This is a genomic window from Solirubrobacter pauli (assembly GCF_003633755.1).
Lineage (GTDB): Bacteria > Actinomycetota > Thermoleophilia > Solirubrobacterales > Solirubrobacteraceae > Solirubrobacter > Solirubrobacter pauli.
Map to the genome: position 1 here is coordinate 4232395 of NZ_RBIL01000001.1, position 23057 is coordinate 4255451.

General features: G+C 72.4%; 15 protein-coding genes and 1 pseudogene. 11 read left to right on the forward strand and 5 right to left on the reverse strand.

From position 1 onward, the window contains the following. Positions 1-17: 17 nt before the first annotated feature. Positions 18-2147: an O-antigen ligase family protein gene (locus tag C8N24_RS19665; RefSeq protein WP_121252800.1), complete on the forward strand. Its 2130-nt coding sequence runs from the start codon at positions 18-20 to the stop codon at positions 2145-2147. A gap of 18 nt (positions 2148-2165) precedes the next feature. On the opposite strand, the gene C8N24_RS19670 is transcribed toward C8N24_RS19665, so the two are convergent. Beyond that, entirely contained in the window at positions 2166-2987 is an 822-nt protein-coding gene (locus C8N24_RS19670; protein WP_121252802.1) for a hypothetical protein, read from the reverse strand. A gap of 7 nt (positions 2988-2994) precedes the next feature. After that, positions 2995-3729: a hypothetical protein gene (locus C8N24_RS19675; protein ID WP_170179220.1), complete on the reverse strand. Its 735-nt coding sequence runs from the start codon at positions 3727-3729 to the stop codon at positions 2995-2997. 124 nt (positions 3730-3853) lie between these two features. Here C8N24_RS19675 and C8N24_RS19680 point away from each other — a divergent pair, with 124 nt between their 5' ends. The 4 genes from C8N24_RS19680 (at position 3854) to C8N24_RS19695 (ending at position 8121) form a co-directional block, all read left to right on the forward strand. Next, positions 3854-4789 (forward strand): glycosyltransferase family 2 protein, encoded by a 936-nt coding sequence (locus C8N24_RS19680; RefSeq protein WP_170179221.1) that lies wholly within the window; start codon positions 3854-3856, stop codon positions 4787-4789. A 109-nt stretch (positions 4790-4898) separates the two neighbouring features. After that, positions 4899-5900, forward strand: a complete 1002-nt coding sequence (locus C8N24_RS19685) for an NAD-dependent epimerase/dehydratase family protein (protein ID WP_121252807.1) — start codon at positions 4899-4901, stop codon at positions 5898-5900. Beyond that, on the forward strand, positions 5900-7036 hold the full coding sequence (locus C8N24_RS19690) for a DegT/DnrJ/EryC1/StrS family aminotransferase (protein WP_121252809.1): 1137 nt from the start codon (positions 5900-5902) through the stop codon (positions 7034-7036). Before C8N24_RS19685 ends, C8N24_RS19690 begins: the two co-directional genes overlap by 1 nt. After that, positions 7033-8121 carry a glycosyltransferase gene (locus C8N24_RS19695; protein WP_121252811.1) on the forward strand — a complete coding sequence of 363 codons (1089 nt, stop codon included), beginning with the start codon at positions 7033-7035 and terminating at the stop codon, positions 8119-8121. The genes C8N24_RS19690 and C8N24_RS19695 overlap by 4 nt, the downstream gene beginning before the upstream one ends. Positions 8122-8124: 3 nt before the next feature. On the opposite strand, the gene C8N24_RS19700 is transcribed toward C8N24_RS19695, so the two are convergent. Then, the gene (locus C8N24_RS19700; RefSeq protein WP_121252813.1) at positions 8125-9243 is read right to left on the reverse strand and encodes a glycosyltransferase family 2 protein; all 1119 of its coding nucleotides are present in this window, start codon (positions 9241-9243) and stop codon (positions 8125-8127) included. Positions 9244-9373: 130 nt separating this feature from the next. On the opposite strand from C8N24_RS19700, the gene C8N24_RS19705 reads away from it, so the two are divergent. From C8N24_RS19705 to C8N24_RS19720, 4 genes are all read left to right on the forward strand, one after another. Continuing rightward, on the forward strand, positions 9374-10348 hold the full coding sequence (locus tag C8N24_RS19705; RefSeq protein ID WP_121252815.1) for a sugar phosphate nucleotidyltransferase: 975 nt from the start codon (positions 9374-9376) through the stop codon (positions 10346-10348). A 131-nt stretch (positions 10349-10479) separates the two neighbouring features. Next, on the forward strand, positions 10480-17049 hold the full coding sequence (locus C8N24_RS19710) for a DUF4082 domain-containing protein (protein ID WP_121252817.1): 6570 nt from the start codon (positions 10480-10482) through the stop codon (positions 17047-17049). Next, positions 17046-17651, forward strand: coding sequence for a hypothetical protein (locus C8N24_RS19715; protein ID WP_121252819.1), 606 nt, complete (start codon positions 17046-17048; stop codon positions 17649-17651). The genes C8N24_RS19710 and C8N24_RS19715 overlap by 4 nt, the downstream gene beginning before the upstream one ends. Positions 17652-17670: 19 nt before the next feature. Continuing rightward, positions 17671-18630, forward strand: a complete 960-nt coding sequence (locus C8N24_RS19720) for a methionyl-tRNA formyltransferase (RefSeq protein WP_121252821.1) — start codon at positions 17671-17673, stop codon at positions 18628-18630. On the opposite strand, the gene C8N24_RS19725 is transcribed toward C8N24_RS19720, so the two are convergent. After that, positions 18631-20145, reverse strand: coding sequence for a right-handed parallel beta-helix repeat-containing protein (locus C8N24_RS19725; RefSeq protein ID WP_170179222.1), 1515 nt, complete (start codon positions 20143-20145; stop codon positions 18631-18633). It lies immediately after the preceding gene. 147 nt (positions 20146-20292) lie between these two features. Here C8N24_RS19725 and C8N24_RS19730 point away from each other — a divergent pair, with 147 nt between their 5' ends. Together C8N24_RS19730 and C8N24_RS19735 are read left to right on the forward strand one after the other, a co-directional pair. Further along, positions 20293-21483, forward strand: a complete 1191-nt coding sequence (locus tag C8N24_RS19730; RefSeq protein WP_170179223.1) for a glycosyltransferase family 2 protein — start codon at positions 20293-20295, stop codon at positions 21481-21483. Position 21484: 1 nt separating this feature from the next. Next, complete coding sequence (locus C8N24_RS19735; RefSeq protein WP_121252827.1) at positions 21485-22696, forward strand: acyltransferase family protein; 1212 nt, start codon at positions 21485-21487, stop codon at positions 22694-22696. Between the two features lie 7 nt (positions 22697-22703). Here the strand turns inward: C8N24_RS19735 and C8N24_RS34110 are convergent. Continuing rightward, positions 22704-23057, reverse strand: a pseudogene (locus tag C8N24_RS34110) (right-handed parallel beta-helix repeat-containing protein); the annotation flags it as partial.

Consider the following 23057-nt stretch of genomic DNA (forward strand, 5'->3'; position numbering starts at 1 on the left):
CGAGCGTTGCTCTTACGTTGAACTCCTTCCTGCGCCATCATCGCCCCGTCCTGATCACGCTGGCCGTGAGCCTGATCGTCGGGATCGTCGCGGCCGGCTGGAACGCGGGCATGCTCCCGCTGCCGGGCGCGGAGAAGGTGCCGCCGCAGGCGGTGGCGCGCACGCACATCCAGATCGACGCGAAGGACCCGCCGGTCGTCCAGCGCGAGGTGCTCGGGCAGGACCTGCAGACGCTGATCAAGCACGGCGCGCTCCTGAGCGGCGTCATGACCACCGAGCCGGTGATCGAGAAGATCGCGCGGCGCGCCGACGTCCCGCCGGAGCTCGTCTCGGCGAGCGCGCGCACCACGGACCTGATCCCGCAGGCGATCGCCGAGCCGGCGGCGCTCAAGCGGGCCAGCGACGCCCAGCAGGTCACCTTCCCCTACCGGTTCGAGGCACAAGCCCGCTCGACCTCGCCGATCATCGACATCTACGCGGTCGCGCCGACGCCCGACGAAGCCGGGCGGCTCGCCAACGCGACGGTCACCGGCCTACAGGACTACCTCGACGCGATGGCGGCGCAGCAGCGCTTCCCGGCGGGGGAGCTCGCCGTCCTGCGCCAGCTCGGCACCGCGCAGGGGCGCCCGATCCAGAGCAAGAGCCCGCTGATCATCGCGGTCCTGACGTTCATCACGGTCGCCGGCATCACCGCGGGGCTGCTGTGGGCGGTCGTGACGCTGCGGCGGCGCCGCGCGGGCGTGCCACCCCGCGAGCGTCCCGCGCCGCGCGGCGGCGGGGATTGGCCGCACACGACCCGCGTGCTTCCGTGGATGCTCGCGGTGTTCATCGCCCTGCTGTGGTTCGCGCCGTTCAACCAGATCGAGCTGGGCGTGTCCGCGCCGATCGACCTCAAGCTCGATCGGCTGGTCCTCCCGTTCCTGGTGATCGCGTGGCTGCTGGCCTTCATGGCCGGCCGGGCCTTCGCGCCGCAGCTGCGCTGGACGGCGATCCACACCGCCGTGGCGGTGTTCCTCGGCGTCGCGTTCCTGAGCGTGATCCTCAACGCCCGCGCGCTGGACTCGTCGCTGGAGCTGGACCTGCCGATCAAGCAGCTGCCGCTGCTGATCTTCTTCGTGTCGCTGTTCGTCATCACCGCCACGGGCGTGCGGCGCACCGAGGTGCGGCCGTTCATGTTCTACACGCTGCTGCTCGGGGTGACGTGCGCCTTCGGCGTGATCATCGAGTTCCGCTTCAAGCAGAACCTGTTCTTCAAGTTCGCGGACATGGCGCTGCCTCCGATCTTCCACGTCGACGCGGTGGACCCGTACGAGACCGACGGCCTCGGGCGCAGGCTCGTCCGCGGCCCGGCCGACGTGCCGCTGGAGACGGTCACCATGCTCTCGCTCGCCTTCCCGGTCGCGCTCGTCGGCCTGATGCAGTCCGACCGCTGGCGCTCGCGGCTCCTGTACGGCCTCGCCGCCTGCATCCTCGTCGCCGGGATGTTCGCGACGTACCGCAAGAGCGCGCTGCTCGCGCCCGTCTCCATCTTCGTGACGCTGGCCTACTTCCGCCGCCGCGAGCTGCTCAAGCTCGCGCCGCTCGGCCTGGTGCTCCTGATCGTCGTCAGCGCGCTCTCCCCGGGCGCGCTCGGCTCGACGATCTCGCAGTTCACCCGCTCCGACGCCGCCGACGTGCCGACGGTCAGCGACCGCGTCTCCGACTACGACGCGATCCGCCCCGACGTGCTCTCACACCTCGCGTTCGGTCGCGGCTGGGGCGCGTACAAGGCGTACGACTACCGCGTCCTGGACTCCGAGATCCTGCACCGGCTGGTGGAGATGGGCGTCATCGGCCTGCTCGCCTTCCTCGCGATGCCGATCACCGCCGTGCTGGCGTCTCGCCACGTCATCCGGGCGCGCGACCACGACAACGCGCCGATGGCCCTGGCGGGTGCCGCCGGCGCGGTCTCCTTCATCGTCGCCTCGACGCTCTACGACGTGATGTCGTTCCCGCACGCGGCGTACATCTTCCTGTACGTCGCGGGCCTCACCGCGGTCGCCATCGCCGGGCCGCGCCCGGCGGAGCCGGCGGAGGAGCAGGTCGAGCCGCAGCCTGAAGCGGAAGCGCCGCCGCAGGCGGCCGAGCCGGTCCTGGCCCGCCGCTGAGGCTGGCCCGCGCCCGGCTCAGCCGAGCCGCGCGGCGGCCGCGTGACGGCTCGCGCGCAGCCGGGTGACCACGGCGGGCACGATCAGGACGACCGCGCTCCACCACACGAAGACCGCGAACCCGGCGGCGATCGCGCCCGCCGGCCCGCCGCCGAGCTTGTCGGTGCGCGCCTTCACGGCACCGGCGATCACCTTGTAGGGCTGCACGACGCTGGTGTCGCGCGGCGCGCCGAGGCCGTACTGCACCGGGGACGGCACGGGCGTCGGGACCGCGTTCTTCGGCGGTGCCGGGGTGGGCGTCGGCGCCGGCTTGGCGGCGAGCTCGCCCGACGCCTGCGAGATCGCGCCGATCGCCTCGACCATCGCGAGGGCGAACCGCCGAGCGGACTCGCGGTCGGGCGCGTAGGCGCCGACGTCGAGGCTGCCGAGCCGCGCGTTGGCGGTCACGGAGGCCACGAGGAACGCCGGAGCCGGTGTGTCGGCCTTGGTCGCCGCGCGCGCGATCGCCGTCTGCGTGACCGGCGTGCCGAGCTTGGGCTCGAGGACGCGCACGTCCTGGGGCTTGACCCCGAGCGTCTTGGCGACGCGCTCACGCGTCTCCTCGCCCGTGGACATCTCGGCCAGCATCTGGGCGCGCCAGCCGAGGCTCTCGGACCCGGCGGGCGTCGTCTTGACGAGCTGGGACGGATTCGTGTCCAGCTGCAGGCGCAGGCCGGCGAAGCCGCCGGTCTGCACCGGCTTGGACTGCATGTAGGCCGCCGCGGCGAACGCCGCGAGCAGGCCCGGCAGCCAGATGATCCTGCGGCTCCAGAGCGTCCGGAGGATCGCGACGATCTCCACCGGCCGGCTACTCCGTCGCGAGGCGCTCGCTGCGGGACGCCTGCGCCCAGCCCTGACGCACGCGCGAGAGGAAGATCAGCGTGGCGCAGGCGATGCCGAACGTGATCACGAACGTCAAGAGCGCCACCTGCCACTTGATGGCCGGGTTGATCACGGCCCCCTCAGCCTTGCCGAGGTCCACGAGGCGGATCTGGTCGGCCTCGGGCGTCTTCTGGGACGCGGCGATCTGCTTGAGGTAGGCGTGCAGCTCGGCGACCGCGGCGTCCGCCAGGGCCGCGGCGCTGTCGGCCGTCGGCGTCTGCGCGTAGATGTCGAGGATCGGCACCGTCGGGTTGGCGGCGATGTTCAGCCGGTACTGGTCCGTCGTCTTGACGAGGTCGCCGGCGGACTTGCGGTTGACGTCGTCCGCGCGGCCCTGCGGCAGCTTCGAGGTCAGGGGCGGCTCGATCATCAGCCGCTCGACCGGCACGTTGGCGCGGCGCGCGATCGCGGACCGCACCGGCCCGGTGGCGAGCACGTTCCCGAGCAGCACGGCGCGGTTCGTCAGGCCCTCGATGCTGTACGTGTCCTGGCGCAGATCGAGCATGACCGAGGACGGCGTGTCGATCACCACGTGGGTGGTGGCCGTGGCCATCTCGAACGAGCGCGGCGTCAGCGAGAACGGCGACAGCGAGATCTTCTGCACGCTCGAGATCGAGGCGACGATGGCCAGCAACAGGCTCGCGACGACGCCGAGCCGCATGTGCCACAAGAGCCTGATGCGCTTGCCGAACGCCATTCCTGCCAGAGCAACGGTCCCGGGCGTCCGCTTCTTGCACCGGCGCCCACGGAAGTTCTCCTGTCCGTCGAGCGTTCATCGAGGGACCATGGAGACCCGGCCCGACCTCAGCATCATCGTCGTGACCTACAACGGCCGCGAGATGGCCTTGACGACGCTGCGCTCGGCGCAGGCCGGTCTCGGCGACATCACCGCGGAGTGGTTCGTCGTCGACAACGGCTCCTCGGACGGGACCGCCGACGCGATCGAGCAGGCGTTCCCCGACGTCCGCGTGTTCCGTGAGTCCAACCGCGGGTTCGCGGCCGGCAACAACGTCGCGCTGCCCCACGCGCGCGGCCGGTACGTCCTGCTGCTCAACCCCGACGTGGAGATCGCCGTGGGGACGCTCGCCGACCTCGTGCGCAGCCTGGACGAGCGCCCGCGCGTCGGCGCCGCCAGCGTGATCCAGCAGGGCAGCGACGGGCAGGTGCTGCCGTCGATCCGGCGTTTCCCGTCGCCGGCGCGCGCGCTCGGCGAGGCGCTCGGCGCGGCCCGGCTGCGTCCGCTGCACCGCCTGCAGGAGCTCGACCTCGACTTCCCCGCCTACCAGCGTGAGCGCTCCGTCGACTGGCTGGTCGGCGCCTTCCTGGTCGTGCGCGCCGAGGTGGTCGAGGAGGTCGGCCTGATGGACGACGGCTTCTTCCTCTACGCCGAGGAGACGGACTGGTGCCGGCGGATCGCCGCGCGCGGGTGGGACATCCGCCACCTGCCGACGCTCACGATCACGCACCACGAGGGCGACAACAAGCGGCCCGAGATGGTCGCGCAGCTCGCGACCTCGCGTCGGCGCTTCATCTACAAGCACTTCGAGAAGCCCGCGGCGGTCGCCATGCACGCCAGCCTGGTGCTCGGCCACGCGCTTCGCCTCGCGATGCTCGTGCCGATGGCGCCGTTCAAGCCGGGCCTGCGCCCGCGCGTGCGCGCCGAGGCGTTCGGCCTCGCCGTCTTGTGCGGCACCGCCCAACCGCCCTTCGGGAGCCGTTGACCCGCGCAAGTGCGGGCCGGCTCGCGACGTTGACTTAGCAACGCCTTTCAAGGACAAGGAACTCACTCCAGATGGACTCGCTCAGCTCGACAACCCGGGGGACCCGCTCGTGACCCGCTTCGGCAAGGTGCTCGTGACCGGTGGCGGCGGCGCCATCGGCTCCAACGTGACGGATGAGCTCGTGATCGCGGGCGCCGAGGAGATCGTCGTCCTCGACAACTTCGTCCGCGGCCGCCGGGAGAACCTCGACTGGGCGCTCGCCAACGGCCCGGTGCGGCTCGTCGAGGGCGACATCCGCGACAAGGACCTCGTCCACGAGCTGATGGAGGGCGTCGACGTCCTGTTCCATCACGCCGCGATCCGGATCACGCAGTGCGCCGAGGAGCCGCGGCTCGCGCTCGAGGTGCTCGTGGACGGCACGTACAACGTGATCGAGGCCGCCGCGGAGAAGAACGTCCGGCGCGTCGTCGCGTCCTCGTCCGCCTCGGCGTACGGCCTCGCGACGGAGTTCCCGACGCGCGAGGACCACCACCCGTACGCCAACGACACGCTCTACGGCGCGGCGAAGGTGTTCAACGAGGGCCTGCTGCGCAGCTTCCACGCGATGAAGGGCCTCAACTACGTCGCGCTGCGCTACTTCAACGTGTACGGCCCGCGGATGGACGTCCACGGCCTCTACACCGAGGTGCTCGTGCGCTGGATGGAGCGCATCACCGAGGGCAAGCCGCCGCTGATCTTCGGCGACGGGTCCCAGACGATGGACTTCATCTACATGGGCGACATCGCGCGGGCCAACATGCTCGCGGCCGAGACCGAGCGCAACGACGTCGTCTACAACGTCGCGACCGGCGTCGAGACGAGCCTGCTCGAGCTGGCCCAGATGCTGCTCAAGGTCATGGACTCCGACCTCGCGGTCGAGCACGGCCCCGAGCGCGCCGTCAACGGCGTCACCCGCCGCATGGCCGACACGAGCCTCGCGCGCGAGGAGCTCGGCTTCGAGGCCGAGGTCCAGCTCGAGGAGGGCCTGACGCGTCTCGTCGAGTGGTGGCGGGCCGAGAAGGACGGCGCCCCGACGCAGCCGATCAACACGCTGGGGCGGGTCCGGGCCTGATGCAGGTTCCCTTCAGCAAGCCGTTCCTGCGCGGGCACGAGGGTGCCCGTGTGGCCGAGACGATCGCGACGGGCTGGGTCTCGCAGGGTCCGCGCGTGCGGGAGTTCGAGACGGCGTTCGCGGAGCGCGTCGGCGCGCTCGACGCGGTGGCGACGACCAACTGCACGACGGCGCTGCAGCTCGCGCTCTACGTTCTCGGGGTCGGCCCGGGCGACGAGGTGATCGTGCCCTCGCTGTCGTTCATCGCGACCGCGAACTCCGTCTGGCAGAACGGCGCGACGCCGGTCTTCGCCGACGTCGACCCGCGCACCTACAACATCGACCCGCAGGCGATCGAGCCGCTGATCACGAGCCGCACGAAGGCGATCATGCCGGTGCACCAGCTCGGCCTCCCGGCCGACATGGACCCGATCCTCGCGCTCGCGGAACGCCACGGGCTCGCGGTCGTCGAGGACGCCGCCTGCGCCATCGGCGCCGAGTACCGCGGTCGGCGGATCGGCTCGCTGGGCCCGCTGGCGTGCTTCTCCCTGCACCCGCGCAAGGTCATCACGACCGGCGAGGGCGGGATGATCGCGGTCAACGACCCGGCCATCGCCGCGCGCCTGCGCACGCTGCGCCAGCACGCCATGGACGTCTCGGACCTGGCCCGCCACGGCGCCAAGGACGTGATCATCGAGTCCTATCCCGAGCGCGGCTGGAACCACCGGATGACCGACATGCAGGCCACGCTCGGCCTGTGCCAGCTCGAGGACCTGGAGTTCATCCGGGACGAGCGTCGTCGTCTGGCGGACCGCTACACCGCGGCGCTTGCGGGGATCCCCTCGATCGAGCCGCCGTTCGACCCGGACTACGCCGACCGCACCTGGCAGTCGTACGCCGTCCGGCTCGTCGACGGCGCCCCCGACCGGGACACGCTGATGCGCCTGCTGCTGCAGGACGGCGTCCCCACGCGCCGCGGCGTGATGGCGATCCACGAGGAGGCCGCGTACGCCGACACCCAGGCCGTGCTCCCCGCCACCGAGGACGTCACCCGCAACACGCTCATGCTGCCGCTGTTCGCCGGCCTGACGGACGCGGAGCAGGACCACGTGATCGAGCGGCTCGCCGCGCACGTGGCCGCAGCCGTCGCGGCGTGAGCCCGAACGCGGACGAGCGTCTGCGCTCCGCGGCGCGCCGTGTGGCGCGCCGCGCCGGGGCGCTGCTCGACCGGCGTTCCGGCGTGGTGCAGGCGAACGTCCCGCGGCTGCGGCTCGCGGCGACGGCGCCGGCGACGCCGACGGTCTGGATGATCACGCCCGACTGGAACAAGCCGTCGGGCGGCATCCGCAAGCAGTACCACGCCGTCGACGTCCTCAACGCCGCGGGCCATCCCGCGGCCGTGGTGCACGAGCGGCGCGGCTTCCGCTGCAGCTGGTTCGAGCACGCGACGACGATCGTCGCGGCTGCCGACGTGGAGCTCGGCCCGCGCGACGTCATCGTCGTCCCGGAGATCTACTGGCCGTCGATCCGCCGGCTTCCGCGCGGGATCCGGCAGGTCATCTACAACCAGAACGCGTACCTGACGCTGGACGCGTTGGCCGCCGCCGGGCCGGCCGCGGCCGCGGCGTACGTCGGCAACCCGGATCTGGGCCTGGTCGCGGTCGTCTCGGACGAGAACGCCGAGGTGCTGTCCCACGCGTTCCCGGACGTGCCGATCGCGCGCGTCCGCCACAGCATCGACGAGGCGCTCCATCACCCCGGGGCCGAGGCCCGTCCGCGCCGGATCGCCTACATGCCGCGCCGGCGTGGGGAGGAGGCTCGGCAGGTGCTGGAGCTGCTGCGCCTGCGCGGTGCCCTGCAGGGGTGGGAGGTCGTCCCGATCGAGGGCCGGTCGGAGACCGAGGTCGCCGAGCTCCTGCGCACCTGCCGCATCTTCCTGAGCCTCAGCGAGCGCGAGGGCTTCGGGCTCCCGCCCTGCGAGGCGATCGCGTGCGGGTGCCTCGTCGTCGGCTTCGACGGGTTCGCCGGCCGCGAGTTCTTCCAGCCGCCGTTCGCCCGCAGCGTCGAGAACGGCGACGTGCTCGCGCTCGCCCGCGCGCTGGAGGCGCTGATGGTCGAGACCGAGTCCGACCCCGCGGCCGCGCGCGCCCACGCCGAAGCGGGCGTGCGGTTCGTGCGCGAGCGCTACTCGGCCGAGGCCGAGCGCCAGGACCTGGTGGCGGCGTTCGCGCCGCCCGCCTGATCCTCAGCGCGCGAGCTGGCCGCGGCTGCGGTCGTAGACGCCCGTCCGCTGCCAGCGCCGGTAGCGCAGCTCCCAGCGCAGGCGACGGCGCAGCGCGGCGGCCGCGGCCAACGGGCGCGTGAGCGGCCCGCGCGACGCGCTGGCGCGCCGGCGCTGCAGCTGACGCCACTCCGGCAGGCTCGCGGCTCCCGGGTCGACTTCGACCGCGAACGCGGCGAGATCCTCGACCGATTCCTCCGAGGCGCGGCCCCGGTCCACCATGTGGCACGCCGTGCGCAGCGTGTCGCGCGCGATCGCGCGGCTCGAGAGCCGGCGCAGGGTCTGGGCCTCGGGGATCGAGCCGGCCGGACCGGCGAGCAGCACGTCGAACGCCTCGCGCCGCTCGGACAGGTCCTTCAGCAGGTCCACCTTGCGGGCCGAGAGGCTGCTCGAGTGCTCGCGGTGCCACGCCTGGTCGGCGCCGTCGACGCGGGCCACGTCCGAGAACGCCGCGATCCGCAGCCACATCTCCATGTCGTGCGTGTGCGCGATCGGCATCTGGCCGCCGACGCGCGCGACGATCGAGGAGCGCATCACCACCTCGGGCGAGGTGATGACGTTGTAGCCGTCGCGGCAGCGGTCACCGAGCCACTGGCGGCCGGGCCAGACCGTCCACGAGCGCACGTGCGAGCGGTGGGCCGGCGGTTCGCCTTCGAAGTGGATTGGGTGCCCGTAGACGAGGCCGACGCTCGGGTAGGCGCGCGCGAGCGCCGTGGCGCGGGCGAGCGACCCCGGCGTCAGCAGGTCGTCGGCGTCGAGCCGGACCACGAACTCGCCCGTCATCCGCTCGAGGCCGTCGTTGAACGTCGCGACGGGGCCTTGGTTGACCTCGTGCACGAGCACGGTCACCCGCGGATCGCGCGCGGCGAGGCCACGCGCGACGGTCACGCTGTCGTCGGTCGAGCAGTCGTCGACGACGACGACGTCCACGTCGACGCCGTCCTGGGCGAGCGCGCTGCCCACGGAGTCCGGGAGGTAGCGGGCGTAGTTGAAGCACGGGATCACCACCGTCACGCTGGGCCGGTCTCCGGGCTCGAGGCCGCGGACGGCGCGGGTGCGATGCGTGCGCGTGACGGATGACATCCAGCCATCAACGCTGCGCGCGTCAGGGAACTTGCGCGCCGGGCCCGTCACGGGCGTCTCGTCCGAAATTCATACGTAACCGGTCAGGTCCCGACGTGAGTACTGGTGGTTTGTCCTCGTTACTCGGTACATGGAGATCGCGAAGGCGCTGCTGATGGTCGGTGGGGCGGGGGAGCACGTTCCCTGGCCGAGTGCGCCGACCCCGAAGGCGCTCTTCCCGGTCGGCAACCGGCCGATCCTCTTCCGGCACCTGGAGTCGCTGAGCGCCGCCGGCGTGCTGGAGACCGTGATCCTCTCCGACTCCTCGGCCAGCGTGCCGATCCGCTCCGCGGTCGGTGACGGGCAGCGCTGGGGCATGCGCGTCCGCCACCTCGAGTGGACGCCCGCCGACGGGCTGGCCGGCGCGCTCCGCGTGGGGCACGAGGACGGCTTCGGCGAGCCCGTGCTGGTGCAGCACGGCGGCTCGTTGGTCCGTGAGCGCATGCATCCGCACATCTCGGCCTTCGCCCGCGAGCAGCTCGACGCGCTTGCGCTGTACGGCGCGGGCTCGGCGTCGCCGTCGGACCTGGGCTACCTGCTGAGCGCCCGCGCCGTCTCGATCCTGCGCGACGCCGCCGGGGCCGTGAACCCGCTCGCGGGCGTGCGCGAGCAGGGCGGCCGCGTCCGCGAGCAGCGCGTCGACGCCTGCCTGCCCTCGCACGGCGGCCTCCAGGACCTGCTGGAGAGCAACCGCCGCGTGCTCGAGGACCTCGAGTCCTCCGTCGAGCCCGGCTCGCTCGACGCGACCACGATCCAGGGCACCGTCCAGGTCCATCCGACCGCGCGCGTCGAGCGCTCGCTCCTGCGCGGGCCGCTGGTGATCGGGCCCGGCGCCGTGATCAGCGACGCGTACATCGGCCCATACACGTCGATCGGCGCGGGCGTCGTGATGGAGGGCACGGAGATCGAGTACTCGATCGTCCTGCCGGAGGCCGAGCTGCGCTTCGTCGGGGCGCGCCTGGAGTCGAGCGTGATCGGCCGCGGCGCGCGGGTCGTCCGGGCGTTCGAGCTGCCCGGGGCGATGCGCATGTCGGTCGGCGACGGGGCCGAGGTCATCCTCCGCTGACCGCGGTCGCATCAGAACGAAAAACGGCCCGTTTCTCCATCGTCGCCGCGCGAGTTGTCGGTCTTCCGACACGTTGCTTCCCCATGGAAGCCTCCCGCGGCCTTGTGACGTCGACGCTTACCCGGTGCCTCGTGGCCGTCGCCGCCGCCGTGGTGCTGCTCGCTGCGTACTCCACCACCGACGCCCTCGCGGCCTGCGCCAACCCCGTCGCGTGCGAGAACGCGCTCCAGGGCACGCCGCAGGAGAACTGGTACAACGCCCGCGAGTCGGAGGCGATCCAGGGCTTCGCGACGCAGATGAGCGTCAACAAGGGCCAGACGATCGACTTCAAGATCAAGTCGGAGCTCGCGAGCTACACGATCGACGTCCTGCGGCTGGGCTACTACGACGGTGACGGCGCGCGCATGATGCGCGAGAACCTGCCGCACAACGCCACGGCGACCACGCAGCCGTCGTGCAAGACCTTCGGGACGGGCACCGCGCAGGCCAACACCGGCCTGATCGACTGCGGCAACTGGGCCGTCACCGCTTCCTGGCAGGTGCCCACCGACGCCGTCTCGGGCGTCTACATCGCCCATCTCGTGGACGCCGAGGGCCGCGGCAGCCGGATCATCTTCGTCGTGCGCGACGACGCGCGGTCGTCGGCCGTGGTCGTGCAGACCTCGGACGCCACGTGGCAGGCGTACAACACGTACGGCGGCAACAGCCTCTACACCTGCTCCGTCGAGTGCCCGGACGGCACGCCGCTCTCGTACAAGGCCGCGTACAAGGTCTCCTACAACCGGCCGCTGATCACCGAGGACCAGTCAGCGCTGTTCACCGGCGCCGAGTACTCGCTGATCCGCTTCCTCGAGCAGAACGGCTACGACGCCAGCTACATCAGCGGCGTCGACACCGAGGTCCGCGGCAACGAGCTGCTCGACCACCGCCTGTTCATCTCCAGCGGCCACGACGAGTACTGGTCCGCGACGCAGCGGACCAACATGGAGCAGGCGCGCGACGCCGGCGTGAACATGGCGTTCCTCACCGGCAACGAGGGCTTCTGGAAGACGCGCTACGAGCCGAGCGCCGACGGCAGCAACACCCCCGCGCGCACGCTGGTCTCCTACAAGGACACGCACTTCCCCGCGCAGGTCGACCCGGTCTCGTGGACCGGCACCTGGCGCGACCCGCGGTACACGCTCGCGGGCGCGGGCGTGACGCCCGAGAACGCGCTCACCGGCCAGTCCTTCATCGTCAACTCCGGCACGTCGGAGATCACGGTCCCGTACGCGTTCCGCAACCTGCGGCAGTGGCGCAACACCGACGTGGCCAACCTGACGCAGTCCACCCAGAGCGTCACGCTCGGCGACGACACGCTCGGCTACGAGTGGGACGAGGACCCCGACAACGGCTTCCGGCCCGCGGGCGCGTTCCGCTTCTCGGCCACGACCGTCCCGAACGTCGAGGTCTTCACCGACTTCGGCAGCACGACGAAGTTCGGCCAGACCGCGACGCACAACATGACGATGTACAAGACCGCGAGCGGCGCGCGGGTCTGGGGCTCGGGCACCGTCCAGTGGGCCTGGGGCCTGAGCGAGTGGAACGGCACGGGCGCGAATCCGGACCGCAACATGCAGCAGGCGACCGTGAACATCTTCGCCGACATGGACGCGCAGGCGACGACGCGCATCCCGACGCTGTCGGCCGCGACCAAGACCACGGACACCAGCGCTCCGACCGCGACCGTCTCGGTCGCCAGCACCGTCAGCGACGGCAGCGTGGTCACCATCACGGGTACGGCGACCGACTCCGGCGGCGGCACCGTCGCCGGCGTCGAGGTCTCCACGGACGGCGGCGCGACGTGGCACCCGGCGACGACGGGCACGACGAGCTGGACGTACCGCTGGGTCGCCCACGGCAGCCCGACCTCGACGATCAAGGCGCGCGCCACCGACGACAGCGGCAACATCGGCGCCGCCACCGCGGGCACGAACGTCACCGTCACCTGCCCGTGCTCGATGTGGGGCACCAACGTCACGCCCGCCGCCACGTCGGTGGACTCCGGCGACGCCGCTCCGATCGAGGTCGGCGTCAAGTTCCGCGCGAGCGTGCTCGGCACGGTCTCCGGCATCCGCTTCTACAAGGGCGCCGCGAACACCGGCACGCACGTCGGCAGCCTGTGGGACGCCAACGGCCAGATCCTGGCGAACGCGACCTTCCAGTCCGAGAGCGCCTCGGGCTGGCAGTCCGTGACGTTCTCCTCGCCGGTCACGATCCAGCCGAACACCACCTACATCGCGTCCTACCACGCGCCCAACGGCCACTACTCGGCCACGCGCGACTACTTCTGGCGGATCAACTCGCCGGGCCCGAGCGGCGGCGGCACGTACGGCGCGCCCCCGCTCCAGGCCCTGAAGGCCACCGGCACGACGCAGGTCAACGGCGTCTTCGCCTACAGCGGCGGCCCGACCTTCCCCGATCAGAGCTACGCGGCGGCCAACTACTGGGTGGACGTCAGCTTCACGCCGACGCCGGCGCCCGGCCAGGTGACCAACGTCGTCGCGACCTCCGGCGGCCGCACGTCCGCGAACCTGACGTGGACCCCGCCCGCGAGCGGCGGCACGGTGTCGTCGTTCAAGATCACGCCGTACATCGGCGCGAACGCCCAGGCGCCGATCACGGTGCCCGCCGACGGCGATTCGCACGCCACGGTGACCGGGCTGACGACCGGCACGACCTACACGTTCCGCGTGCAGGCGGTCAACTACAACGGCACCGGCCTGGCCTCGCCCGCGTCGAACGCGGTCACGCCCCTGGTCCCGGTGGCGCCGGCGTCGCCCTCGGGCGTCGTCGCCCGGCCCGCGACCAAGTCGGCGCTCGTCACGTGGACGCCCGCGGCGACCGACGGTGACAGCGCGATCACCGGGCAGACCGTGACCCCGTACGACGGCGCCGTCGCCCAGACCCCGATCGCGGTCGGCCCGAGCGCCACCAGCGTGACCGTCCCCGGCCTCACCAACGGCACCGCCTACACGTTCCGCGTCAGTGCGACCAACGCCGTCGGCGCGAGCCCGCAGTCCGCCGCGTCCGCACCGGCCACGCCGCAGTCGACGCTGTTCGACTTCGCCACGCCGACGACCGTCGACGCGGGCGACCCGTGGTCGGCCGAGTACGGCGTCAAGTTCAAGCCCGAGCACGACGGCAAGGTCACGGGCGTGCGCTTCTACAAGTCGGCGGCCAACACGGGCACGCACATCGGCTCGCTGTGGCAGCTCGACGGCACGAAGCTGTCGTCGGCGACGTTCACGAACGAGACCGCCTCCGGGTGGCAGTCCGTGACGTTCGCGACGCCGATCGACGTGACCGCCGGCACGACCTACATCGCCTCCTACTTCACGCCCAGCGGGCACCCGTCGGTGACCTCCGGGGCCTTCGCCTCGGCGCTCGAGAACGGGCCGCTCGAGGGCATCGCCACCAGCGAGAGCGCGAACGGGCTGTACCTGTACACGAGCTCGAGCACCGCGCCGACGCAGTCGTTCAACGGGACGAGCTACGGCGTGGACGTGCTGTTCGCGCTGCCGCGTCCGGGCCAGGTGACGGACGTCAGCGCCGACGAGTCCGGCCGCACCTCGGCGACGGTGCAGTGGACGGCGCCGACCGGTGACGGTCCCGTCGAGTCCTACCGCGTGACGCCGTACGTGGGCGCGAACGCGCAGACGCCCAAGACGGTCCCGGCGTCGGCGACCTCCACGACCGTGACCGGGCTGACCACCGGCACCACCTACACGTTCCGCGTGCAGGCGGTCAACGCCAACGGCGCCGGCCCGGCGTCCGACCCGTCCAACGCGGTCACCCCGTCGGTGCCCGTCCCGCCATCGGCGCCGACCAACGTCGTCGCCCGTCCGGCGACGGGCTCGGCCCAGCTCAGCTGGGCGCTCGCCACGGGGGACGGCGACAGCCCGATCACCGGCCAGACGGTGACGCCCTACGTGGGCGCGGTGGCGCAGACCCCGATCGAGGTCGGCCCGAGCGCGACCAGCTTGACGGTGAACGACCTCACGAACGGCACGGCCTACACGTTCCGGGTGAGCGCGACCAACGGCGTCGGCACGGGTCCGCAGTCGGCCGCTTCGGCGTCGGTGACCCCGCAGACGACGCTGTTCGACTTCGGCACGCCGGCGATCATCGACGCGGATGACCCGTGGGCGGGCGAGTACGGCATCAAGTTCAAGCCCAAGCACGACGGCTGGGTGACGGGCGTGCGGTTCTACAAGGCGGCCGCGAACACCGGCACGCACATCGGCAGCCTCTGGAACGCCGCCGGGAGCAAGATCACCTCGGCCACGTTCACCAACGAGACGGCCACGGGCTGGCAGTCGGTGACGTTCCCGTCGCCGATCGCGGTCACCGCCGGCACGACCTACGTCGCGTCCTACTTCACGCCGACCGGCCACCCGTCGGTCACGAGCGGCGCCCGCAGCTCCGTCGTCTCGAACGGGGCGCTGGAGTCGATCGCGAACGCCACCAGCCCGAACGGCCTGTACGTGTACTCGGCGACGAGCACGTTCCCGACGCTGTCGTACGCGGCGACCGACTACGGCGTGGACGTCATGTTCGCGCTGCCGCAGCCCGGTCAGCCGACCGCGGTGACCGCGCAGGCGGCCGGTCGCACGTCCGTGATCGTCGACTGGACGCCGCCCGCGAGCGGCGGGCCGGTCGAGACGTACAAGGTCATCCCGTACGTCGGCTCGACGCCGCAGACGGCCAAGACCGTGACGGGGCCGACGTCGGACACGACGATCACCGGCCTCACGAGCGGCACGACCTACACGTTCCGCGTGCAGGCCGTCAACGCCAACGGCACCGGCCCGCTCTCGGCGGCGTCGGGCAGCGTCACGCCCGACCAGCCGGTGGTGCCGACGGCGCCGACCGGGGTGGGCGTCCGCCCGGCCACGCAGTCGGTGCGCGTGAGCTGGACGCCTTCGGACCACGACGGCGACAGCGCGATCACCGGTCAGACCGTCACGCCGTACATCGGCGCGACCGCGCAGACGCCGGTCCAGGTGTCGGCCGCGGCCACGGCGGTCACGATCGACGGGCTGACGAACGGCACGGCCTACACGTTCCGCGTGACCGCGACCAACGGCGTCGGCACGAGCCCGCAGTCGACCGCTTCGGCCTCGGTGACCCCGCAGTCGACGCTGTTCGACTTCGACGTCCCGCAGACCGTGGACGCGGGCGACGCGTGGCCGGCCGAGTACGGCGTGAAGTTCAAGCCCAAGCACGACGGTTGGGTGACCGGCATCCGGTTCTACAAGTCGGCCGCGAACACCGGCACGCACACCGGCAGCCTGTGGAACGCCGCGGGTGACCGCATCGGCAACGCGACCTTCACCAACGAGTCCGCCACGGGCTGGCAGTCGGTGACGTTCGCCTCGCCGGTCCAGGTGACCGCGGGCACGACCTACGTCGCCTCGTACTTCACCCCGACGGGCCATCCGTCCATCACCGCGGGCGCGTTCACGCTCCCGGTGGACCGCGGCCCGCTGCAGACGATCGCCAACTCCGTCAGCGCCAACGGCCTGTTCCTCTACAGCGCCACCAGCGCGTTGCCGACCCAGTCGTTCAACGCCACGCACTACGGCGTCGACGTCCTGTTCGCGATGACGCTGCCCGGCCAGGTGACGGGCGTCACGGCCACGGCCGGCCAGCGCTCGGCCACCGTGTCGTGGACGGCGCCGAGCGGCGGCGGCGTGGTCACCCAGTACAAGGTGACCCCGTACATCGGCGCGAACGCCCAGACGCCGACGACGGTGACGGCCCCGAGCACGAGCACGACGATGACGGGCCTGACGGCCGGTACCGCCTACACGTTCCGCGTGCAGGCGATCAACCCCGGCGGCGTCGGGCCGGTCTCGGCCGCGTCGTCCGCGGTCACGCCGACCGCGCCGACGGCCCCAGCCGTGCCGAGCGGCGTCACCGCCACGGGCGACTCGAAGGCGGCGATCGTCCGCTGGACGGCGCCGGCCGACGGTGGCAGCGCGATCACGGGCTACACGATCACGCCGTACATCGGCGCGGCGGCCCAGACGCCCGTGAACGCCGGTGCGTCCGCGACGAGCGCCCGGATCAGCGGGCTCACCAACCACACCGCCTACACGTTCCGCGTGAGCGCGACGAACGCCATCGGCACGGGCACCGCGTCCGCGGCCACGGCGGCCGTGACCCCGCGCGCCTCGTTGTTCGAGGGCGCCACCCCCGGCGGCTCGCTCGACAGCGGCGACACCGACTCGATCGTCGTCGGCGTCAAGTTCACCGCCGAGGTCGACGGCTTCGTCACCGGCGTGCGCTTCTACAAGTCGGCGGCGAACACCGGCACCCACATCGGCTCGCTGTGGACGGCCGACGGCCAGCACCGGGCGTCCGCGCCGTTCACCAACGAGACGGCGACGGGCTGGCAGGCCGTGACGTTCCCGACGCCCGTGGCGGTCACGGCCGGAACGGTCTACGTGGTCAGCTACCTGGCCCCGAACGGCCACTACTCGGCCATCGGCTCGGGCTTCGCGACCGCGGGCGTCGACAACGCGCCGCTCCACGCGCTGGCGAGCACGACGAGCCCGAACGGCGTCTACGCCTACAGCGCCACGTCGGTGTTCCCGAGCGAGATGTACAACTCGACGAACTACTCGGTGGACGTGCTGTTCGCCCCGGGCGCATGACGGTCCGGCTGCGCCACGGCGTGCCGGCCGCGCTCGTCGCCGCCGCACTCGCGCTGACCGCGTGCGGCGGCGGGGACGCCCCGGTCGCCACCGGCGGCGGCGAGACGAGCGAGCACGCGCTGGGTGGGCCGAAGAACCCGATCGCCGCGTCCACGCCTGACGCGCAGGCCCTCGAGAAGGCGCGCGAGAAGGGGCACTTCAACGAGTCCGAGCCCCCGCGCGAGGACGGGCAGCCGGCCGTCGCGGAGACGGCCGGTCCCGGGCCGTGCGAGCTCGTGCCCACGGCCACCGTGCGGACCATCCTCGGCGGACCGGTCGCCAAGCCGACCGAGGCGCCGCAGGGTCCGACGTGCATCTACCGCACGCGCTCGGGCAAGGGCTTCCTGACCGTGAGCCTCGCCACGATCGGCGCCGATCGCACGCGCGCGCAGATCAAGGGCATCCCCGCCGTCTCGGTCTCCGGGCGCAAGGGCTACTGCCGGCGACCGGACCGGATGGCGCTGCACGTGCCGCTCTCGGACGGGCGTATGCTGACCGTCGGCGCCCCCTGCAGCACCGCGCGCGCGTTCGCCGTCAAGGCGCTGGCGCGCATCGACTCGTAACCACGCTCCGAAGGAACCGATGCACGCCACCTCCTCCGACGCGGCGGACGCCCCGCGCGTCCTGTTCATCGGCGGCACGCGCCGCGGGCATCAGGTGCTCGAGGCGATCCTGCGCACCGGGGAGCGGCTGACCGCCGTGTACGGGCTCGAGCAGGACGAGCACGAGGCCGACCGCTTCGACGAGCAGGTGCGGGCGACGGCCGAGCGGGCCGGGGTCCCGTGCCGGATGGGGCGGAGGATCGGGCCTGACGAGGAGCGCGAGATCCTCGAGGTGCACCGCCCGGACCTCGTCATCGTGGTCGGGTGGCGCACCATGGTGCCGATGAGCGTCGTGCGCAGCGCGCGGCTGGGCTGCGTCGCCGCGCACGACTCGGTGCTGCCACGCGGCCGCGGCTTCGCGCCGACCAACTGGACGATCATCCTCGGGCACGACGTGGGCGGGGTGACGCTGTTCCACATGACCGAGGCGGTCGACGCCGGTGACATCGTCGGGCAGCGCGCGATCCCGCTCGGCGCACGGGCTACGGCACCGGAGCTGTACGCGGCCGTGACCGACGCGACGGTCGAGCTCGTGCTCGAGCACCTGCCCGGCCTGAAGGCCGGCACGGCGCCCCGGATCCCGCAGGACCACACGCTCGCGACGTTCTTCTGCGCCCGCACCCCGGACGACTGCGACATCGACTGGTCGCGGCCGACGATCGAGATCGACCGGCTGATCCGCGGGCTCACGCATCCCTACCTCGGCGCGCGCACGACCTACCAGGGCGAGCCCTTGACCATCTGGGAGGCCGAGCCGCTGGTGCCCGCGCCGGTCTACGAGGGCCGTGTGCCCGGCCGTCCCGTCGGGTTCCCGGGCGACGGGTCGGTGGACGTGCTGACGGGCGACGGCGTGCTGCGCGTGCGGCGCGTCGCGGGTCCCGACGGCCCGGTCGACGCCGCCGGCGTCATCCGGTCCTTCCGGGCGACGCTCGGCCGCTAGCTAACGGCCCGGCGCGATGCCGGCGTCGGCGTCGCCGGCGGCGGTGCCGGTGCCCGGGCTGCCCGGCGCGAGGCGGTAGCCGAGGTAGCCGCCCGGGCGGTCGCCGCCCTCGAACACCGGTGCGCCGACGATGTTGCCGGCGCCGGCTCCCCGGCGCTCGCGCAGCAGGTTGCGCTCCTGGGTGCCGGACGCGCCGTTGCCCACCGTGATGGTGGTGGCGATGTTGTCGGCCACGACGGTCCCGCGGCCCGTGGGCAGGCCGGCCTTGGAGTTGAGGTCGATCGAGCCGCACGTCGTGTTGAACAGGCAGTCGCGGCCGTACACGACGGTGTTGTGGCGCACGGTCGAGCCGTTGTCGGAGTAGAGCTCGATGCCCCACGGGCGCCGGCCCTTGGCCACCAGGTCGACCACGTTGTGCTCGATCACCGCCCGCGTCAGCCCGCCGTAGGCGACGATGCCGGTGGACGTGTCGTGGATGTAGTTGCCGCGCACCACGGAGCCCGGGGCGCCGGTCAGCTGGATGGCGTCCGTGTGGTTCGGGCCACCCTTCTCGAGGATGTCGCGGAACTCGTTGTCGAGGATGTTCACGCCGACGCCGGACTGCACGCCGTCCGCGTCCCCGCCGGCCAGCAGCGAGTTGCGGATGGTCACGCCCGAGTGCGCGTCGCCGCCGTACGCCAGGGACACCCGCGCGGCGATCGACGTCTGCGTCGGGGCATCGATGTCCAGGAACGCGTCGTAGGCGAGCTCGATGTTGCTGTCGACCGGTCCGTCGATGTAGACGGGGCCGGTGAAGGTGGAGTCGACGATCGAGATGTCGCGGGTCGCTCCGCGGAGCTCCGCGCCCGGGATCTGCATGCCCTGCAGCGTCAGGTTGGCGGCGCCGTTGAACACCGGCGAGATCCTGACGGTGGCGCCAGGCTCCGGCGCGAGCGTGACCCGCCCGGGCTTGACCAGACCCACGAACCGGCCGTAGTCGCCCGCGGCGAGGCAGATCCGCGCGTCCGTCGGCGCGGCCTCGAGCTGGGCGGTGAGGTTGTCACGGCCGGCGTGCAGGTCACAGCGCGGCGGCGCGGGCGCGGCCTGCGACGACGGCGTCCCCGCGGCGCCGTCGGCCGGGCGCGGGCCGACGACCGCCGGGCCCGGAGCGGCGCCGTCGCGCACACGCGGGTCGCTGCCGGCGCGGATCTCGTCGCCGTCCGGCTGGCCGTCTCCGTCCGTGTCGCGCTTGCGCGGGTTCGTCTTGTACCGACGGACCTCGTCCCCGTCCCGCAGGCCGTCGCGGTCGGTGTCGCGCCTACGCGGATGCAGCTTGAGCCGATACTCGCGCAGGTTGCTCAGCCCGTCCCGGTCGCTGTCGGCCCGGTCGGACTTCTGCGTGGTCGAGAACTGGTACTTGCGCTCCCAGCTGTCCGGAAGCTTGTCGCGGTCCTTGTCGGTGGCGGCCGCGTTGCCGCAGCCCGCAGAGAGCCAGACCACCATCAGCACCGGAACGATCCGCTTCAGCCGGATCACGACGCGACTCGTGGAACATGTCCGGAGCAGATCCACGACGTGCCGCAGGATACCGGAGCATTCGGTCCGCGACGGTGGAAGTCCGGAGGGTTCCCAGCCGTTGGTTCGGTCGAGACTTCCTCGACCGAGCAAGGAACCCGAGAGATCATGACCGTCATCGCCGTACTCGCCATCGTGCTCGGCCTACCGGGCCTTGCCGTGGCGGTCCAGTTCGGCCTGCTGGCGTTCGCCTCGTGGGCGTACCGCGAGCCCAGGGCCGCCGCCAGCGGACGGATCCGCTTCCTCGTGCTCGTGCCCGCGCACAACGAGGAGCTCGTCATCGCCAAGGGTCTGGAGGCGATCAACGCCGACCGGCGCGAGGACGACCTCGTGCTGGTGGTCGCCGACCGCTGCACGGACGCGACGGCGTCCATCGCCCGCTCCCACGGCGCGCTCGTGCTCGAGCGCGGCGAGGACGAGGAGCCGGGGCGGGCCGCGGCCCGCCAGGCGGGGCTCGAGCACGCCCGCGCGCTCGAGTGGGACGCGGTGCTGATGCTCGACGCCGACTCGGTGATCGAGCCCGGCTTCTTCGTGGCCGCCGAGGCCGCGCTGCTCGACGGCGCCACCGCGATCCAGGCGCGCAGCGAGAGCAGCCGCGGCCGCTCGCTCACCGCCGAGGCGTCGGTCGCGGCGTTCACGCTGCAGGGCATCACACTCCCGCGCGGCCGCGCCCGGCTCGGGCTGTCCGTCCGCCTGCGCGGCACCGGCATGGCCATCCGCCGCGAGATCGCGCTGCAGCACCGCTTCCGGGCGCCGGCCTCCGAGGACCTGTTCTTCACGCTCGACCTGCTGCTGGACGGCGTGCGCTGCCGGCACGTCGACAGCGCACGGCTGCGCTCCGAGGGCGCCGACACGTGGGGCGCGTTCGGAGGGCAGAAGGTGCGCTACGAGGCGGGCCGCATGGCTGCCGCCCGCGCGTACGTCCCGCGCCTGCTCTCGCGCGCGCTGCGCCGCGGCGATCTGGCCGCGCTGGACACGGCCTGGTTCCTCGCGACGCCGCCGTTCGCGCTCGCCGCGCTGTCCCTGCTGCTCGGCCTGGGCCTCGCCGCCGTCGCCTCGGCCTGGACGCTGGCGTGGGTCTTCACCGCCGGGATCGCGGCGCTCGCCGTCGCGCTGCTGACCGGGCTCATCCAGGCCCGCGTCGGGCTGCGCACGTGGCTCGCGCTGCTTGCGGCGCCCTGGTACCTGGTGTGGAAGGCGGTCGTGCAGGTGCGCGCGCTCGCGAGCATCCTGCGGCGCGACAGCTATTACGGGCCGACGGCGCGTGCCGCGTCCCAGAGCAACGGCGAGGGGAGCTGACATGACCGCCGTGGCCGAGCCGGAGGCCGCCACCGCCGAGGTGGTGCCCGACGCGCGCCAACGCACCCACTGGCTCGACGGCGTCCGAGGCGCCGCGGCCCTGTTCGTGGTGCTCCATCACATGTGGCTGGGGAGCTGGCCGTTCTTCCCCGAGGATCGCGGCCCGGTGTGGCTCGGCTGGCTGCTCTACGGCCACCTGGCCGTCGCCGTGTTCATCGTCGTCTCGGGCTACTCGCTGGCGCTGGCCCCGCTTCGCCACGGGGGCGAGCTCGTCGGCGGCCTGCGCCGGTTCATCCGGCGGCGTGCCTGGCGCATCCTGCCCGCGTACTGGGCGGCGCTCGTGCTGTCGATGCTGCTCTTCGTCACCCTGATCGAGCCGTCGACCGGCGCCGGGACGGCCACCAAGTCGTTCGTCGTGCACGGGTTGCTGCTGCAGGACGTGATCGGGAACGTCGCGCCGAACGGCACGTTCTGGTCGATCGCCATCGAGTGGCAGATCTACTTCCTGTTCCCGGTGATGCTGCTGCTCGCGTTGCGCTTCGGCATGGTCCGGGTGGTGCTGCTGACGGCCGGGATCGTCCTCGTCGCGCACCTGCTGGCCGGAACGGACACGGTCCTCAGCAAGATCAACAACGTCAGCCCGCAGTTCCTGCTGCTGTTCGCGCTCGGCGTCCTCGCGGCGTGGACGGCCCACGGCCGCGCGCCGCGGCCACCCCGGTGGGCGCTGGCGGGCGTGGCCGGCGCGTCGGCGGCGGGGCTGGTCACCCTCGCGGTCGCCCAGGGCTCGCCGTGGATGGTCGGCCACTGGTTCTGGGTCGACGTCATCGCCGGCACCGGCTTCGCGGCGCTCCTGCTGCTGCTCTCCGACAGCCGCTCACCGGTGCGCGACCGCACGCTCGGCTCGCGGCCGGCCGTGTTCCTGGGCAGCTTCTCCTACAGCCTCTACCTGATCCACGGCCCGCTGCTGGCCCTGGCCGAGGAGCACGTCGTCGAGCCGCTCGACCTCTCGCCGCTCGCGCACTTCGCGGTGCTGCTCGTGCTCGTGCTGCCGGTGGTCCTGGTGGCGTGTTACGCGTTCTTCCGCCTGTTCGAGCGTCCGTTCCTCACCCGGCGGGACTTCGCCTCGCTGCGCACGCTGCCCGCCTGGACGCTCGTGGCCGGCCGCGGGCGCAAGCGCGCCGCGGCCGGCGAGGAGCTGCCGGTCTACCGCTGAGCGGCGGCTACGGCCGCGGGCTGATGCCCGCGTCCGTGCCGTCGGAGGCGAACAGCTTGCCCGGGCTCAGCGCCGTGAGCAGGAAGCCCTCGTAGCTGCTCGGGTCGGCGCCGCCGGCGTAGATCGGGACGCCCGTCCGCTCGCTGCTGGTGGCGTTGCGGCGCAGCAGGTTGTTGCGCCGCTGGGCAACCGTGGAGCCGCTCTGCAGCAGGATCTCCGTCGCGATGTTGTCCACCACGACGGTGCCGGTGCCGGCGGGCATGGTGGTCTTGCGGTTGATGTCGATCTGGCCGCAGGGGCTGTTGTAGATGCAGCTGGCGGCGTAGACGACGGTGTTGTGGCGGATGGTCGAGCCGTTGTC

Bases quoted from the DNA above. Each gene is read 5' to 3' on its own strand.
- C8N24_RS19715 (WP_121252819.1), top strand. From the start codon at position 17,046: ATGACGGTCCGGCTGCGCCACGGCGTGCCGGCCGCGCTCGTCGCCGCC.
- C8N24_RS19690 (WP_121252809.1), top strand. From the start codon at position 5,900: ATGCAGGTTCCCTTCAGCAAGCCGTTCCTGCGCGGGCACGAGGGTGCC.
- C8N24_RS19705 (WP_121252815.1), top strand. From the start codon at position 9,374: ATGGAGATCGCGAAGGCGCTGCTGATGGTCGGTGGGGCGGGGGAGCAC.
- C8N24_RS19720 (WP_121252821.1), top strand. From the start codon at position 17,671: ATGCACGCCACCTCCTCCGACGCGGCGGACGCCCCGCGCGTCCTGTTC.
- C8N24_RS19735 (WP_121252827.1), top strand. From the start codon at position 21,485: ATGACCGCCGTGGCCGAGCCGGAGGCCGCCACCGCCGAGGTGGTGCCC.
- C8N24_RS19675 (WP_170179220.1), bottom strand. From the start codon at position 3,729: ATGCGGCTCGGCGTCGTCGCGAGCCTGTTGCTGGCCATCGTCGCCTCG.
- C8N24_RS19680 (WP_170179221.1), top strand. From the start codon at position 3,854: ATGGAGACCCGGCCCGACCTCAGCATCATCGTCGTGACCTACAACGGC.
- C8N24_RS19730 (WP_170179223.1), top strand. From the start codon at position 20,293: ATGACCGTCATCGCCGTACTCGCCATCGTGCTCGGCCTACCGGGCCTT.
- C8N24_RS19700 (WP_121252813.1), bottom strand. From the start codon at position 9,243: ATGTCATCCGTCACGCGCACGCATCGCACCCGCGCCGTCCGCGGCCTC.